The organism is Zavarzinia sp., from assembly GCF_049306435.1.
In the GTDB taxonomy this organism is placed as follows: Bacteria; Pseudomonadota; Alphaproteobacteria; order Zavarziniales; family Zavarziniaceae; genus Zavarzinia.
The window spans coordinates 1-14,303 of the sequence record NZ_JBAQRT010000249.1; the positions used below are offsets into that span (position 1 = coordinate 1).

The 14,303-nt window shown below is 67.1% G+C and carries 14 protein-coding genes and 1 other RNA gene; 3 read left to right on the forward strand and 12 right to left on the reverse strand.

Features of this window, described 5'->3' with window-relative positions:
• Positions 1 to 590: 590 nt before the first annotated feature.
• From rnpB to WAZ62_RS14455, 3 genes are all read right to left on the reverse strand, one after another.
• An RNA gene (gene rnpB, locus WAZ62_RS14445) (RNase P RNA component class A) lies at positions 591 to 986 on the reverse strand.
• Between the two features lie 4 nt (positions 987 to 990).
• Positions 991 to 1,734 (reverse strand): N-acetylmuramoyl-L-alanine amidase, encoded by a 744-nt coding sequence (locus WAZ62_RS14450; RefSeq protein WP_422644240.1) that lies wholly within the window; start codon positions 1,732 to 1,734, stop codon positions 991 to 993.
• Positions 1,731 to 2,603, reverse strand: a complete 873-nt coding sequence (locus tag WAZ62_RS14455; RefSeq protein WP_422644241.1) for a DMT family transporter — start codon at positions 2,601 to 2,603, stop codon at positions 1,731 to 1,733. The genes WAZ62_RS14450 and WAZ62_RS14455 overlap by 4 nt, the downstream gene beginning before the upstream one ends.
• Positions 2,604 to 2,741: 138 nt before the next feature.
• Between WAZ62_RS14455 and WAZ62_RS14460 the strand changes: the two genes are divergently transcribed.
• Complete coding sequence (locus tag WAZ62_RS14460; protein WP_422644242.1) at positions 2,742 to 3,449, forward strand: glutamine amidotransferase; 708 nt, start codon at positions 2,742 to 2,744, stop codon at positions 3,447 to 3,449.
• 105 nt (positions 3,450 to 3,554) lie between these two features.
• The gene (locus WAZ62_RS14465; protein WP_422644243.1) at positions 3,555 to 4,583 is read left to right on the forward strand and encodes an isocitrate/isopropylmalate dehydrogenase family protein; all 1,029 of its coding nucleotides are present in this window, start codon (positions 3,555 to 3,557) and stop codon (positions 4,581 to 4,583) included.
• Positions 4,584 to 4,622: 39 nt separating this feature from the next.
• Here WAZ62_RS14465 and WAZ62_RS14470 read toward each other — a convergent pair whose 3' ends face one another.
• Positions 4,623 to 6,131 carry a UbiD family decarboxylase gene (locus tag WAZ62_RS14470; RefSeq protein ID WP_422644244.1) on the reverse strand — a complete coding sequence of 503 codons (1,509 nt, stop codon included), beginning with the start codon at positions 6,129 to 6,131 and terminating at the stop codon, positions 4,623 to 4,625.
• A 33-nt stretch (positions 6,132 to 6,164) separates the two neighbouring features.
• Positions 6,165 to 6,971: an AraC family transcriptional regulator gene (locus tag WAZ62_RS14475; RefSeq protein WP_422644245.1), complete on the reverse strand. Its 807-nt coding sequence runs from the start codon at positions 6,969 to 6,971 to the stop codon at positions 6,165 to 6,167.
• Between the two features lie 117 nt (positions 6,972 to 7,088).
• Between WAZ62_RS14475 and WAZ62_RS14480 the strand changes: the two genes are divergently transcribed.
• Positions 7,089 to 8,306: an MFS transporter gene (locus WAZ62_RS14480; RefSeq protein WP_422644246.1), complete on the forward strand. Its 1,218-nt coding sequence runs from the start codon at positions 7,089 to 7,091 to the stop codon at positions 8,304 to 8,306.
• Between the two features lie 54 nt (positions 8,307 to 8,360).
• Here the strand turns inward: WAZ62_RS14480 and WAZ62_RS14485 are convergent, their stop codons facing one another.
• The 7 genes from WAZ62_RS14485 to WAZ62_RS14515 form a co-directional block, all read right to left on the reverse strand.
• Positions 8,361 to 8,705 (reverse strand): GNAT family N-acetyltransferase, encoded by a 345-nt coding sequence (locus tag WAZ62_RS14485; protein ID WP_422644247.1) that lies wholly within the window; start codon positions 8,703 to 8,705, stop codon positions 8,361 to 8,363.
• 98 nt (positions 8,706 to 8,803) lie between these two features.
• Positions 8,804 to 9,199: an OsmC family protein gene (locus tag WAZ62_RS14490; protein WP_422644248.1), complete on the reverse strand. Its 396-nt coding sequence runs from the start codon at positions 9,197 to 9,199 to the stop codon at positions 8,804 to 8,806.
• A gap of 27 nt (positions 9,200 to 9,226) precedes the next feature.
• The gene (locus tag WAZ62_RS14495; protein WP_422644249.1) at positions 9,227 to 9,628 is read right to left on the reverse strand and encodes a (deoxy)nucleoside triphosphate pyrophosphohydrolase; all 402 of its coding nucleotides are present in this window, start codon (positions 9,626 to 9,628) and stop codon (positions 9,227 to 9,229) included.
• Between the two features lie 85 nt (positions 9,629 to 9,713).
• Positions 9,714 to 10,961, reverse strand: coding sequence for a bifunctional glutamate N-acetyltransferase/amino-acid acetyltransferase ArgJ (gene argJ / locus WAZ62_RS14500; RefSeq protein ID WP_422644250.1), 1,248 nt, complete (start codon positions 10,959 to 10,961; stop codon positions 9,714 to 9,716).
• 43 nt (positions 10,962 to 11,004) lie between these two features.
• Positions 11,005 to 11,880: a peptidylprolyl isomerase gene (locus WAZ62_RS14505; RefSeq protein WP_422644251.1), complete on the reverse strand. Its 876-nt coding sequence runs from the start codon at positions 11,878 to 11,880 to the stop codon at positions 11,005 to 11,007.
• A 148-nt stretch (positions 11,881 to 12,028) separates the two neighbouring features.
• A complete protein-coding gene (locus WAZ62_RS14510; RefSeq protein ID WP_422644252.1) occupies positions 12,029 to 12,727 on the reverse strand; it encodes a response regulator in 699 nt (232 codons plus the stop codon).
• Positions 12,720 to 14,303 (reverse strand): ATP-binding protein (locus tag WAZ62_RS14515; protein ID WP_422644253.1); only part of this gene is annotated, 1,584 nt, incomplete at its 5' end. The genes WAZ62_RS14515 and WAZ62_RS14510, both read right to left, overlap by 8 nt.

Below are 14,303 nucleotides of genomic sequence, written 5' to 3' on the forward strand. Positions count from 1 at the left end.
CAATGAAGCGCGCAGGCGGCCCCGGTGCAGCAGCCCGGATTGGCCGGCGCCCTGGTGGGCTCGCCGCCCGCGTGGTCGGGGCAAGGCGCGGCCGTGGCCAATGCCGCCGAAGCCGAGGGCGCAGGCAGGCTCACGATCCCCGCCGGGAGGGCGAGAAGCCAGAAGAGCGCGGCCATGAAAGCCGCCGCCATCCGCGAGGATCTGCCGAGGTGCCGTTCCATGAGAGGGAATCTAGGCGCCCGCCTGCCGATTTCCATGTGTTTTTTCGCGGAATTGATCCGCCTCAAGGAGGGGACGCGGCCACCGTCCTACAAGGGACACGACCAAGAGATTTTGATGCCCTGCGGCAGGAGGTCGACCGGCAGTTCAACAGGATGCCCATGGACCCGGGTCTCGGTGAGGCGCTGCCCGGAATGTCCACGGCCCGGAACGCCGGAATGATCGCCGCGCCGAAGCCCGCACGGGCACAGGCCCGGAATATCGAGGTCGATCGCGCCGCCTGACTCCCCCGGGTGGCGCGCCCCGCAGCCCTGGACGGTTACCCCGCCGTCCGGGGCTGTTCATTTTGGGGGCCGATCCTCAGGGGAAGCAATGTCAGATGGCCTGTAAGCCGGGTTCTGTCGCCGCGGTTGCCCGCGACGGGTGACCATTCCTCTAGGACGGCCGTTGCCGGCCGTCTCGAGCAACCGACCCGGGCGACGGACCGGAAACAGATCCCGCGGACTTGCGCCCGCATGTCGCCCCTATTTGGTTTTGCTCCGGGTGGGGTTTACCATGCCGCTGGCGTTACCGTCAGCGCGGTGCGCTCTTACCGCACCCTTTCACCCTTACCGGCCGGCCGGATTTTCATCCGGCGTTCCGGCGGTCTGCTCTCTGTGGCACTGTCCCTGAAGTCGCCTTCGCCGGGCGTTACCCGGCACCCTGTCTCCGTGGAGCCCGGACTTTCCTCCCCCGCTAAACGCGGCGGCGGTCACCCGGCCATCTGACGGCTCAAGGCCTAACGGTTTCGGCCCGGATACGCAAGAGCCGGGCGAGCCGGCCACGGGTGTCCTCATCGGCGACGCCATCGACCACGGCGGGACGCCAGTGGCGCTGGAAAGCGGCGACCACCGCCCGTGTTTCGGCGTCGTAGCGGCCGTGCACATGAAGACCATAGCCAAAGGCGGCAAGGTCGGCCTGCAGCGCCTCGACCATGACGCCCGATTCCCCGGGGCCGAGCCGGCCGCCCGTCACCGGGTCGCCGCCCTCGATCCAGAAACCGACACCCCGGCCGGCCAGATAGGGCCAGTCGAACAATTCGCCGGGATCGGTCTTTCGCAGCGGCGCGCCATCGGAATGGCCGATGACATTGAAGGCGTCGATGTCCCAGCGGTTGATGATCGCGCGGGACAGACTGGCCAGGGCCTTCATCTGCGGCAGCGGAAAATGGCGATAGCCCCACTCGTGACCCGGGTTGACCAGTTCGATGCCGATCGAATGGGCGTTGATATTGTCGATGCCATGCCAGCTGCCCTGCCCCGCGTGCCAGGCGCGAAGCTCCTCGGGCACCAGGCGGAAGACATCGCCATCCTCCTCGACCAGGTAATGGCTGGAGACCTTCGCCTCGGGATCGCACAGGCGGGCCAGGGCCTCGGCCCCGGTTTTCATGCCGGTATAATGGATCATCAGGATCGAAACGGCGACGCCGTTCCGGCTGTCGCGATTGGGTGACGGGCGGTCCATCACGCGATTCATGGCGCCACTCCCACGATTTTCCGCTCGCGCAGCATGATGATGCCAACGCCGGCCAGCGTCATGAGACTGCCACCGATCATACGCCAGGTCAGGGCATCGCCAAGCAGCATTACCCCGAAAACGATACCAAGCACCGGCGACAGCAGCATGAGCGGCGCCGTCGTCGTGACCGGATAGCGCTGCAACAGGCGGAAATTGGCGGCATGGGCGATCAGCGACGAGCCGAAGGCGGTATAGGCGACCGCGGCCCAGGCCAGCAGCGAGGCATTGGCGACCGCCGTGCCCTGCCCGGTCTCGAACAGGGCCGAGAACAGCAACATGCTGGGCCCGGTGACGAGGCCCATCCAGGCCTGCAGGGTGAAGACGCCGACGCCCCGCATCTGCCGCATGATGATCATGGCGACCGCCATCGAGAAGGCGGCGGCGACGCAGAGCAGAAGCCCGTCGAGATAGGAAAAGACCCGGGGATCGAAGCCGATGACGAAGACGCCGGCGAAGGCGATGACGATGCCGACGATGCGGCGCCAGCGGATCGTCTCCTTCAGGATGACCACGCTGAGGATGGTGACGAAGGGAATGTTCAGCTGGATCGCCACCGCCGCCGACGAGACGTCGCCGACGAGGCCGATGCCGATGAACAGCAGGCCGAAATGGCACAGGCCCGCGGTCAGCGCGACCCACAGCACCGGCTTGATCTGATCGCGCGGCACCCGGGAGATCAGCGGCGCCAGCACGAGGCCGATGGCGCAGAAGCGGATGCCGGTCAGCAGCATGGGCGGAAGCTCGCTCACCCCGACCTTGGCGGCGACGAAATTGAACCCCCAGATCAGGTTCACGAGCAGGACGAGAGCAAAATCGATGGGCGCCATGCGCCTTCGTATCAGTCGGGACGGACGGCCACCATTGCGCCTCTTGCATGTCGCTTGTTCCCATTTCGGCAATGACGACTTGACCCGGCACGCTGCGGCGCGTCAAAACAACAGTGAACGGACAAGCAAGGAGGACCCATGTCTCGAACTTGTCTCGCGCTGCGCCATGTCGCCTTCGAGGATCTTGGCCTGATCGAAACCGTGCTGCTGGAAGCTGGTTTCGAGATCCGCTATGTCGAACCCGGGATCGACGACCTGACCGCGCTCGACGCCGGGGCCGACGATATCGTCATCGTGCTGGGCGGGCCGCTCGGCGTCTATGAGGACGATCTTTTCCCCTACCTGCGCGACGAGGTCGCCTTCGTCCGCCGTCGCCTCGACAGCGGCAAGGCCTTGCTCGGCATCTGTCTCGGTGCCCAGATCCTGGCCGCCGCGGCGGGTGCCGCGGTCTATCCCGGACGCGACAAGGAAATCGGCTGGGCGCCGGTCACCCTGACCACGGCCGGCCATGCCTCGCCCCTCGCCGCGATCGATGGTGTCGACGTGCTGCACTGGCATGGCGATACCTTCGACCTGCCGGACGGGGCGGTGCGCCTCGCTTCCACCGGCATGACGCTGAACCAGGCGTTTTCCATCGGCACCACGGTGCTGGCCCTGCAGTTCCACGTCGAGGTCGTCCCGGCCCTGATCGAGCGCTGGCTGGCCGGCTACCGGCTGGAACTCGGCGGGATACGCGGCCTGTCGATCCCGGCGCTGCGTGCGGAAACCGCAAGGCTTGGCCCGGCCGCCGCCACCGCCGGGGAGCAGGTGATCCGCGCCGCCCTCGCCCGCATCCTGCCGGGCTGAACACGCGCGGCGGACGCGGCGTCATCTTCGCCTTTCGTCGGTGTCGACAAAGCGCCGCGCCAGGCCTATGAGCCGGTCACCGCTCACATTTCGGGAGACTCGGCCATGGCCGCGACGACGCTGATACCGGCAACCCTCATACCGGGGGACGGCATCGGCCCCGAAATCGTCGAAGCCGTGGTGACCGTGCTCGATGCCCTCGGCGCGCCCTTCGCTTTCGATACCCAGGATGCCGGCATGGCCGGGATCGAGGCGGCGGGCGATCCCCTGCCCCAGGCGACGCTGGATTCCATCGCCCGCACCGGCCTTGCCCTGAAGGGCCCGCTGACGACGCCTTCGGGCGGCGGCTATCGCTCGGTCAATGTCCGTCTGCGCGAAGCCTTCAAGCTCTACGCCAATGTCCGGCCGGCGCGCAGCCTGATCCCGGGCGGGCGGTTCGAGAATATCGACCTCGTCCTCCTGCGCGAGAACCTTGAAGGTTATTACGTCGCCCACGAACATTTCATCGCCGTGGGTGACGATCCCAAGGCGGTCGCGGTCAGTCAGGGCGTGACCACGCGCATCGGCTGCGAGCGGATCATCCGCTATGCCTTCGACTATGCCGTCGCCAATGGCCGCAAGAAGGTCACCCTCGTCCACAAGGCCAATATCCTGAAGGCGATCACCGGCCTGTTCCTCGAGATCGGCCGCAACATCGCCCGGGAATATGAAGGCCGCGTCGCGGTCGACGAGCGGATCGTCGATGCCTGCGCCATGCAGCTGGTCATGAACCCCTGGCAGTTCGACGTGATCGTGACCACCAATCTGTTCGGCGACATCCTGTCGGACCAGATCGCCGGCCTCGTCGGCGGTCTCGGCATGGCGCCGGGCGCGAATATCGGCGAGAAGGCGGCGATCTTCGAAGCCGTGCACGGCTCCGCCCCCGACATCGCCGGCAAGGGCATCGCCAACCCCCTCGCCCTCCTAATGGCCGCCGGCCTGATGCTGGAACATGTCGGGCGCCAGGACCTCGCCACGAAGCTCAAGATCGCGATCGACCGGACCCTGAACGAGGACCGGATACGCACCGGCGATCTCGGCGGCAAGGCCACCACGCGGGAGCTGACCGCCGCCCTCGTCGCCCGCCTGCACTGAGACAACGATGGTCGCCCCGGCCAAGGCCGGGGCCTTTCGCTATTTCCAGATCGACTTGCCGCTGCCGGACAGGCCGAGGCGATCCCACATCGACGAGACGCGGTCGATCACCTTCTGCTCCATGCGGATCTGGGTGCCCCATTCGCGCTTGGTCTCGGGCGGCCACTTGTTGGTGGCGTCCAGGCCGACCTTGCCGCCGAGGCCGGATTCCGGCGAGGCGAAATCGAGATAATCGATCGGCGTGCCTTCGATCAGCGTCACGTCCCGCACCGGATCCATGCGGGTCGAGATCGCCCACATCACATCCTTCCAGTCGCGGGCATTGATGTCGTCGTCGACGACGATCACCCATTTCGTGTACATGAACTGACGCAGGAACGACCACACCCCCATCATCACGCGCTTGGCGTGGCCGGGGTAAGCCTTCTTCATCGAGACGACGGCGATCCGGTAGCTGCAGCCTTCGGGCGGCAGCCAGAAATCGACGATCTCCGGGAACTGCTGCACGAGGAGCGGAATGAACACTTCGTTCAGCGCCTCGCCCAGCACGCTCGGCTCGTCCGGCGGCCGGCCGGTGAAGGTCGAGAGATAGATGGGGTTACGCCTGCGGGTGATCGCCGTCACCGTGAAGACCGGGAAGGGTTCCACCGAATTATAGTAACCGGTGTGATCGCCGTAAGGCCCCTCGTCGCCGAAATCGTCGAGGCTGACATAGCCCTCGAGGACGATTTCCGCTTGCGCCGGCACTTTCAGCGGCACGGTCTTGCAGTCGACCAGCTCGACCTTCTGGCCGCGCAGGAGGCCGGCGAACTGATATTCCGACAAAGTGTCCGGCACCGGCGTCACGGCGGCGAGGATCGTGCCCGGATCGGCGCCGAGGACGACGGCCGCGGGCAAGGGCTCGCGCTTTTCCGCCGCCCAGCGGCGATAGTGCTGCGCCCCGCCGCGGTGCTTCAGCCAGCGCATCAGGGTGGTGTTCTTGCCGGTCACCTGCATCCGGTAGATGCCGAGGTTGAAACTGTCTTCCCGCCCGTCGCCGGGCCCCTTGGTGACGACGAGGGGCCAGGTGATCAGCGGCGCCGGCTCGCCCGGCCAGCAGGACTGGATCGGCAGGTCGGCGAGGTCGATCTGGTCACCGGTCAGCACGACTTCGTGCACCGGGGCGCTGCCCACGGTCTTCGGCTTCATCGCCATCACGGTGCGGACCAGCGGCAGCATGGCCCAGGCCTCGCGGAAACCGCCCGGGGGTTCGGGCTGCTTGAGGAAGGCCAGGGTCTCGCCCACTTCGCGCAGCTCGTGCGGTTCGCGGTCCATGCCCCAGGCGACGCGCTCGACCGTGCCGAACAGATTGACCAGCACGGGATAGGGCGACATCGTGCCATCGGCCCGGATCGGCTTCTCGAAGATGACCGCGGGGCCGCCCTCGGCCAGCAGCCGCGTCTGGATCTCGGTCATTTCGAGGACGGTCGAAACCGGCTCGGTCACCCGGACGAGGCGGCCCGATGATTCCAGCCGTTCGATGAAGTCGCGAAGGGATTTATAGGGCATTCGGTGTTCATCCGTTGCGGGGGCCGGAGATTATCACGCTTCGGCGGCGGGCCAATGCCCGTCGGCGACCTGGCGGAAATAGCGGCTGGGCGCCTCGCCCAGCAAGCGCCGGAACATGGTGGTGAAGGCGGCGACGCTGTCGTAGCCGAGATCGAGGGCAACCCTGGTCACCGGCTCGCCCTGGCCAAGGCGCGGCATGGCGGCGAACAGGCAGGCGCGCTGGCGCCACTGGGCGAAGCTGATGCCGGTCCCCGCCCGGAAGGCGCGGGTGAAGCTGCGCCGGCTCATGGCGAGACGGCGGCACCAGTCGTCGATCGTCGCGTGCGGGTCGGGCGCCAGGGCGAATTCGTGGCACAGGTCGGACAGCGGCCCGGACACCGGCATGGGCAGGTTCATCGGCTGCACCGGCAGGCTGCGGAGTTCGTGGAGGAGAAGATTCATGATCAGCCCGCCCCGCCCGTCCGCGTCATATTCCAGCGGCAGGTCGACCGCCTCGAGAACGAGGGCGCGCATCAGGGGCGTGATCTTCACCACCCGGCAATCCTCGGGCAGACCCTCGATCGCATCGGGTTCGATGAACAGGTTGCGGGTGCCGAGCGGCATGCCGGTCGAGCGCATGGAATGCAGGGTCCAGGGCGGGATCCAGACCGCCTGTTCCGGCGGCACCAGCCAGGTGCCCGATCCGGTGCCGACCAGCATCACACCGGAGGTCGCGTAGAGCAGCTGGCCCCGCCGGTGCTTGTGCGGCGCCTTCTCGTAGCCGGCCGGATAATCGTTGCCGACCGCCAGCACCGCCCGGGGCACGGCTTCGTATTCTGCAACGCTGATATTCCGGACCATGGCCCACTCGCGAAAAGGATCGACCCACCTGCGATAGCAGGTCAAAACCAATACCATAGGATCAGGCTCGGGTATCAAGGGTCAAGCCGGCATATCGGGCTGCCCAGGGAAAGAACGATGAGCGACACGACGATCAACGCCGCCGACAGGCAGCCGGCCACGACGGCGGGCGCGACCTACGCGATCCTGCTGGCGATCAGCTTCTGCCACATGCTCAACGATCTGATGCAGGCGGTGCTGCCGGCGATCTATCCGATGCTGAAGGATAATTTCGCTCTCGATTTCGGGCAGATCGGCCTTGTCACCTTCACCTTCCAGATCACCGGCTCGATCCTGCAGCCCTTCATCGGCATCTATACCGACAGGCATCCCCGGCCCTATTCGCTGGTGGTCGGCATGGGTCTGACCCTGTGCGGCCTCGGCCTGATCTCGCAGGCCTGGAGCTATCCGATGCTGCTGGCGGGGGCCGCCCTGCTCGGCTCCGGCTCGTCGATCTTCCATCCGGAATCCTCGCGCGTCGCCCGCATGGCCTCGGGCGGGCAGCATGGCCTCGCCCAGTCGCTGTTCCAGGTCGGCGGCAATGCCGGCACGGCGCTCGGCCCGCTGGCGGCCGCCTTCATCATCCTGCCCAACGGCCAGAGCGCGGTCGCCTGGTTCGCCGCCGTCGCCCTGCTGGGCATGACCGTGCTGTGGCAGGTCGGTAACTGGTACGGCCCGCGCCGCCTGACGGCGGCCAAGCCGCAGCGCGCGGCGGTTGATGGCGTCACCCTGTCGAATGCCCGCATCGCCGGCGCCATGGTGGTGCTGATCACCCTGATGTTCTCGAAGTTCATCTATATGTCGAGCTTCCAGAGCTATTACACCTTCTTCCTGATCGACCGCTTCGGCGTCAGCATCGAGGAAGCGCAGCTGCGGCTCTTCGTCTTCCTCGGCGCGGTCGCGGTGGGCACCATCGCCGGCGGGCCGATCGGCGACCGCATCGGCCGGAAATACGTGATCTGGGGCTCGATCCTGGGCGTGCTGCCCTTCACCCTGGCGCTGCCCTATGTCGACCTGTTCTGGACCTCGGTGCTGTCGGTCGTGATCGGGCTGATCCTGTCCTCGGCCTTTTCGGCGATCATCGTCTATGGCCAGGAGTTGATGCCGGGGCGGGTCGGCATGGTGGCGGGCCTGTTCTTCGGCGTCGCCTTCGGTCTCGGCGGCATCGGCGCGGCGGTCATCGGCCAGATCGCCGATGCCACCAGCATCGAATATGTCTACCACCTGTGCTCGTTCCTGCCGGCCCTCGGCATCCTGACGATCTTCCTGCCGTCGCTGAAGGAGAAGCAGGCCTGAACACCAAAGGCGAGGCCCGGAAACCGGGCCTCGCCGACAGGCGACGAAACGGGATCAGCGCAGAGGTTTCTCGAAATAGACGCGGTTGAAACCGTCTTCGGTACGGCGCGCGACTTCGGCATAGCCAAGCCGTGGATAGATCGACAGGTTTTCCGCCATCTTCTCGTTCGTGTAGAGACTGACGGCGCCAAGTCCTCTGCGGCGTGCTTCGCTCTCGCAATAGCTGATAAGGGACTTGCCGACACCGCGGCCTGCCGCTGAGGGCATGACCGCCACATTCTCCAGCATCATGACGGAATCGCGCGGGTAGAAAACGATGAACCCCAGCAGGCAACCCACCTCGTCCAGGGCGACATACCCGTCCCCGGCCTCGATCTGCGCCCCATAGTCGGCCCGCATCGGCGCGGGTTCCCGGCCGATTGCGGCGACATAGCGGACATAGGCCCTTTCGGCGCAGTCCCTGACCGCGGACTCGTCGCTTCTCGTGGCAAGCCTGATCACGGCCTGTCCAGGAATTCGGTGGTGATCGTCATCGAGCGCTTCAGGGTCCTGGTCACCGGCGTCTTCTCGATGATCTCGGCCAGCCGGGCGCGCTGCTCTTCCCCGAGCGGTGCGCCCAGTTTCACGGTGCGGTGAATGCTCTCCACACCGGCGTCGTCGCGGGCGAAGGCCGCCAGGACCTCGATCCGGCCGAGGTTCCAGCCCTTGCGGTCGGCATACATGCGCAAGGTCGCCGAGGAACAGGCGCCGAGCGACGCCAGCAGCACTTCATAGGGCGCCGGCCCCGTGTCGGTGCCGCCCGCCGACAAAGGCTCGTCCGCCGTCATCCGGTGCTGGCGCGATGTGATCACCTGCGCGAGGCCCGCCTCGCTGACGGTCAATGCCTTGGCCATGCCTGGTCCCCTTCGTGAAATCGCCTGTCAGATCTGGTCCTGGATCGCCGCGATCAGCGGCAGGTCGGCCGGCGGCATCGGGTAATCGCCAAGGCGCATCCGCGGCACCCAGGCCAGCGCCGCATGTTCCCGCGCCTGCGGCACGCCCTCCCAGCGCCGGCAGACATAGACCGGCATCAGGAGGTGAAAGGCTTCATAGGAATGGCTGGCGAAGGTCATGGGGGCGAGGCAGGGCTCGCGCACGGTGATGCCCAGTTCCTCGTCCAGCTCGCGGATCAGAGCCGCTTCCGGGCTCTCCCCCGGCTCGACCTTGCCGCCGGGAAATTCCCAGAGGCCGGCGAGGGATTTGCCGGCGGGGCGCTGCGCCAGCAGGATGCGCCGGTCGGGATCGACCAGCACCGCGGCAACGACGAGGACGATCTTGGACACTGGTTTTCCCCCGGGGCCTCGAGAAGGCGTCGTGTCCGTTTAGCAGCGGCCGGGCGCCCTCGCAAGGCGCCCGGCCACCGACATATCAGCTCCGGTAATCGGCGTTGATGTCGATGTAACCGTGGGTCAGGTCGCAGGTCCAGACCGTGGCCTCGCCCCGGCCGATGCCGACATCGACTTCGATCTGGATGTCGCGGCCCTTGAAGTGCTCGGTCGCCGCCGCCTCGTCGTGGCGGGGGTGGACGGCGCCTTTCTCGGCGACGAGCTTGCCGCCCATCCTGATCGTGATCTTGTCGCGGTCGGCCTTCTCGCCGGCCTTGCCCACGGCCATGACGATACGGCCCCAGTTGGCGTCGGCGCCGGCGATCGCGGTCTTGACCAGCGGCGAATTGGCGATCGTCAGGGCGATCTTGCGGGCGGACTTGGGCGACTGGGCGCCGGTCACCGTGATGGTGACGAATTTCTGCGCGCCTTCGCCATCCTTGGCGACGAGCTGGGCGAGTTCGATCAGCAGGTCTTCGAAGGCGGCGCGGAAGGCGCGGAAATGCACGTCGGTGAGCTTGGTCACCGGCTTGTGGGTCACGCCCTTGCCCGTCGCGAAGGCGAGCAGCGTGTCCGAGGTCGAGGTATCGCCGTCGACCGTGATCGAATTGAACGACTTGTCCGCCGCCTTGGCCAGCAGGGCCTGCAGCACGTCGGACGGGATGGTCGCGTCGGTCGCGACGAAGGACAGCATGGTCGCCATGTCCGGCGCGATCATGCCCGAGCCCTTGGCGATCCCGACGATGGTAACGGGCTTGCCGTCGATCTCGGTCTTGCGCACGGCCGCCTTGGGGAAGGTGTCCGTGGTCATGATCGCCCTTGCGGCTTCGTCCCAGCGTTCCGGCTTCAGGGTGGTGGCGAGGCGGGGCAGCGCCGCCGTCACTTTTTCCGCCGGCAGCACTTCGCCGATTACGCCGGTCGAGGCCATGAAGACGGCATCCGCCTTGCAGCCGACCAGCTTGGCGGCGGCCACCGCGACCGTCTTGGCGGCGGCGGCGCCGGCCTTGCCGGTGAAGGCATTGGCATTGCCGGAATTGACGACGAGCGCGCGGGCGTTGCCCTTGTCGAGGATGGAGCGGCACCAGTCCACCGGCGCCGAGGCGCATTTCGACGTGGTGAAGACGCCCGCCACCGAGGTTCCGGTGGCGAAGCGCATCATCATCAGGTCGGTGCGGCCCTTGTAGCGGACTCCAGCCTCGATGGCGCCGACTTCGATGCCGGCGATGGCCGGCAACTCGGGCATTCCTTCGGGGGCAAGCGGCGAAACGGGATGGGATTTCCCACCGGCCATGGACACTCTCCTCAGGCTTTCGCGTGCTGTCTCGAGACAGTAATTACTGGGCGGGGGCGATCTGCGGCCGCTGGGCCGAGCCATCGGCGTTCAGCAGCTCGATCTTCAGGCCCTTCTTCAACTCGTCGACACGGGCCGCGGTCATTTCCTGCGCGACCATGTCCTTGAGCTGGGCCTTCACATCGTCGAAGGGCGGGGGCGCCTGCTTGCGCTTGTCCTCGACGAGGATGAGGTGCCAGCCGAACTGGCTCTTCACCGGGCCGACGACCTTGCCGACCTCGGCCTTGAAGGCGGCCTCGGCGAATTCGGGCACCATCCGCTCGCGGGTGAAATAGCCGAGGTCGCCGCCCGAGCCGTCACGGGCGTCCTTGGATTTCTTGTTGGCGAGATCGGCGAAATCCGCGCCCTTGTCGAGTTCGGCCTTCAGTTTCTTCGCCTCTTCTTCCGAATCGACGAGAATGTGGCGGGCGTGAACCTCTTCCTCGGGCGGATTGTCGGCGACGATCTTGTCGTATTTCGCCTTCATCATGGCGTCGGTGACCTTGGCCTCGATCTCGCGCGAGACATAGGCCTCCTCCATCACCCGCTCCTTCAGGAGCTCGAGCTTGCGGGCGACCTCGGGATCGTCGCCATAGCCCTTCTTGGCGGCATCGATCGCCATCACGCGGCGGTCGACCAGCTGCTGCAGCAACTCGCCGAAAATGGCGTCCATCGGGATCTGAGCGAACTGCTCGGGCAGGGTCTTGTAGGCTTCCACCACTTCCGAGCGGTGGATTTCCTGATCACCCACGCGGGCCACCACCGGATCTTCGGCCGGGGCCGTGGCGGCGGGCGCAGGCGCGGCCGCGCCTTCCGCGAATGCGGGCTGGACCGAAACCAGCCCGAGGGCAAGAAGGCACGGGAAAGTCAGACGTTGCATGATTACCCCGGTAGGGACCGATGAAAGGGCCGGAAGGCCTTGGAGAGGCGCGGATCATGGCGCCTGGCGCGACTCTCCGCAAGTCGTCCCTGCACCCCGTGGGAACAAGGCCATAGCCGAAAGAAAAGGCAGGATTAGGGCAGAAGGATTACCCTTGTTCATCTTCGCCGCGAACCAGCCGGTAGCCGATGCCGGGTTCTGTCAGGATGAAGCGGGGCCTTGCGGGATCGGGCTCCAGCTTCTCGCGCAGATGGCCGATATAGACCCAGAGATACTGGCTCTGCTCCGCCTGGGCCGGGCCCCAGACCTTTTCCAGGATCTGGCGGTGCCCGACCACCTTGCCGGCATCGAGAACGAGAAGGCGCAGCACATCCCATTCCCGGCGCGACAGTTTCACCGGCTGGCCCTTGATGGTGGCGAGGCGCGCCGCGGCATCGATTCTCAGGCCTTCGCTCTCGAACACGGGAGGCGCGCCCCGGCGTTCGTTCCGGCGCAGCGCGGCGCGCAGGCGCGCCAGCAATTCGCCACCGGCGAAGGGCTTGGTCACATAATCGTCAGCGCCGAGGTCGAGGGCGCGGATCTTGGTCGCCTCGTCGCCCCGGGCGGAGAGGACGAGAATGGGCACCGCCGTCCAGCCGCGCCATTCGCGGATCAGCTCGAGCCCGTCCCGGTCCGGCAGGCCAAGGTCGAGCAGCACCAGATCCGGTCGCTCCGCCGTCATGCGGCGAAGGGCATCCGCCCCGGTCGCCGCCTCGATCACGCGGCATCCCTGAGCCTCGATCGTCGTCCGCAGCACGCGGCGGACGCCCGCGTCGTCCTCGACCAACAGCACGAGGGGTTCAGTCATCGTCACTGACTTCCGGCGGGGCCGGCGCCATGGGATCGATCGGCAGGCCGATCCTGACCGTGGTGCCCCGATCGCCGGGGCCGGGCAGGATCTCCACCCGGCCGCCATGGACCTCGACGAAGCCCTTGCAGATGGCAAGGCCAAGACCGGTGCCCGCCACCTGCTGGTCGCCGCCGCGGATACGGTAGAATTTGTCGAACACCTGGGCGCGCTCGGCCGCCGGAATGCCGGGGCCTTCGTCGGTCACATCGGTTTCGATCCGGTCGCCCCGGCGCCGGATGTCGATGCGGATCAGGGAGCCCGCGGGCGCGAATTTCCGGGCGTTGTCGAGAAGATTGATCACCACCTGTTCCATCAGCGCGTGATCGAGGCGAAGCGGCGGCAGGCCGGGCTCCACCGTCACCTTCACCTCCTGGGCCTTCAACAGGCGGCCCGCGCGGCGCAGCGCGGTGGCGACCACCTCGCTCATGGCCACCCATTGGCGACGCGGCTCCAGCGCACCCGACTCGAGCCGCGTCATGTCGAGCAGATTGCCGACGAAGGCATTCAGCCGCTCCCCCTCCTCCTCGATCGACAGGAGGAGATCGTCCCGCGCCGCCGGGGCCAGTTTCTCGCCGTCACGGCGCAAGGTGGTGGCCGCCCCCATGATGCTGGAAAGCGGCGTGCGCAGATCGTGGCTGATCGAGGTGAAGAGCAGGCCGCGCAGATGTTCCGACTGGGCCTTCACGCTGGCTTCGTCGAGATCGTCGGCGAGGCGGATGCGCTCGATCGCGACCGCCGCCTGATCGCACAGCGCATCGAGCAGCCGGCGGACATCGCCCGAAGGCGCCGGCCCGTCGAGGCCGACCACGGCGACCGGCCCCGAAATGGTGCGGAGCGGCAGGAAACAACGCTCCGCCCCCGGCAGCGTGTCGGTGCCGCGACCGGCCGGACGGCCCTGATCCCAGCTCCATTGCGCGGCCGCCCGCTCCGCTTCGGTCAGGCGGTCGTCGGGCGGGTAGCCGCTGCGCACGAGGAGGTGCCCCTCCTCGTCCGGCGTCAGCAGGACAACGCCCCGCTTCAGCATCAGCGCCAGTTGATGCACCACCGCCCACAGCAGATCGTCGAGCAGGCGCACCCCCGCCAGCTTGGCGGCGAAGGCATAGAGCGTGGCGGCATCGCTTTCCCGCCGCCGTGCCCGTTCGGCCAGCAGCCGCGAACGCGCGGCGAGGCCGGACAAAAGCACGGCGATGCCGAGGAAGACGATCAGCGTCAGGATATTGGCCGGGTCCGCCACGGTGAAGCGGTAGAGCGGCGGCATGAAGAAGAAGTTGAAGGCCAGCGTCGCCGCGATGGCCGTGAACAGCGACGGCAGCAGGCCGAAGGACAGGGCCGAAGCCGTGACCGCGCCGATATAAAGCAGCGCGAGGGTCGGCGTGCCCGGCCCGATCGCCCCGGCGACCAGATGGGCAAGGCCGGTGATGCCGGCGACCATCAGCCCGCTCCAGCCGAAGGGGCCGGGATCGATCGGCCCCGGCCGGCGCCAGCGCGGCGAGGCCACCACCTCGCCACCCTCGATATCGGGCAGGACATGCAC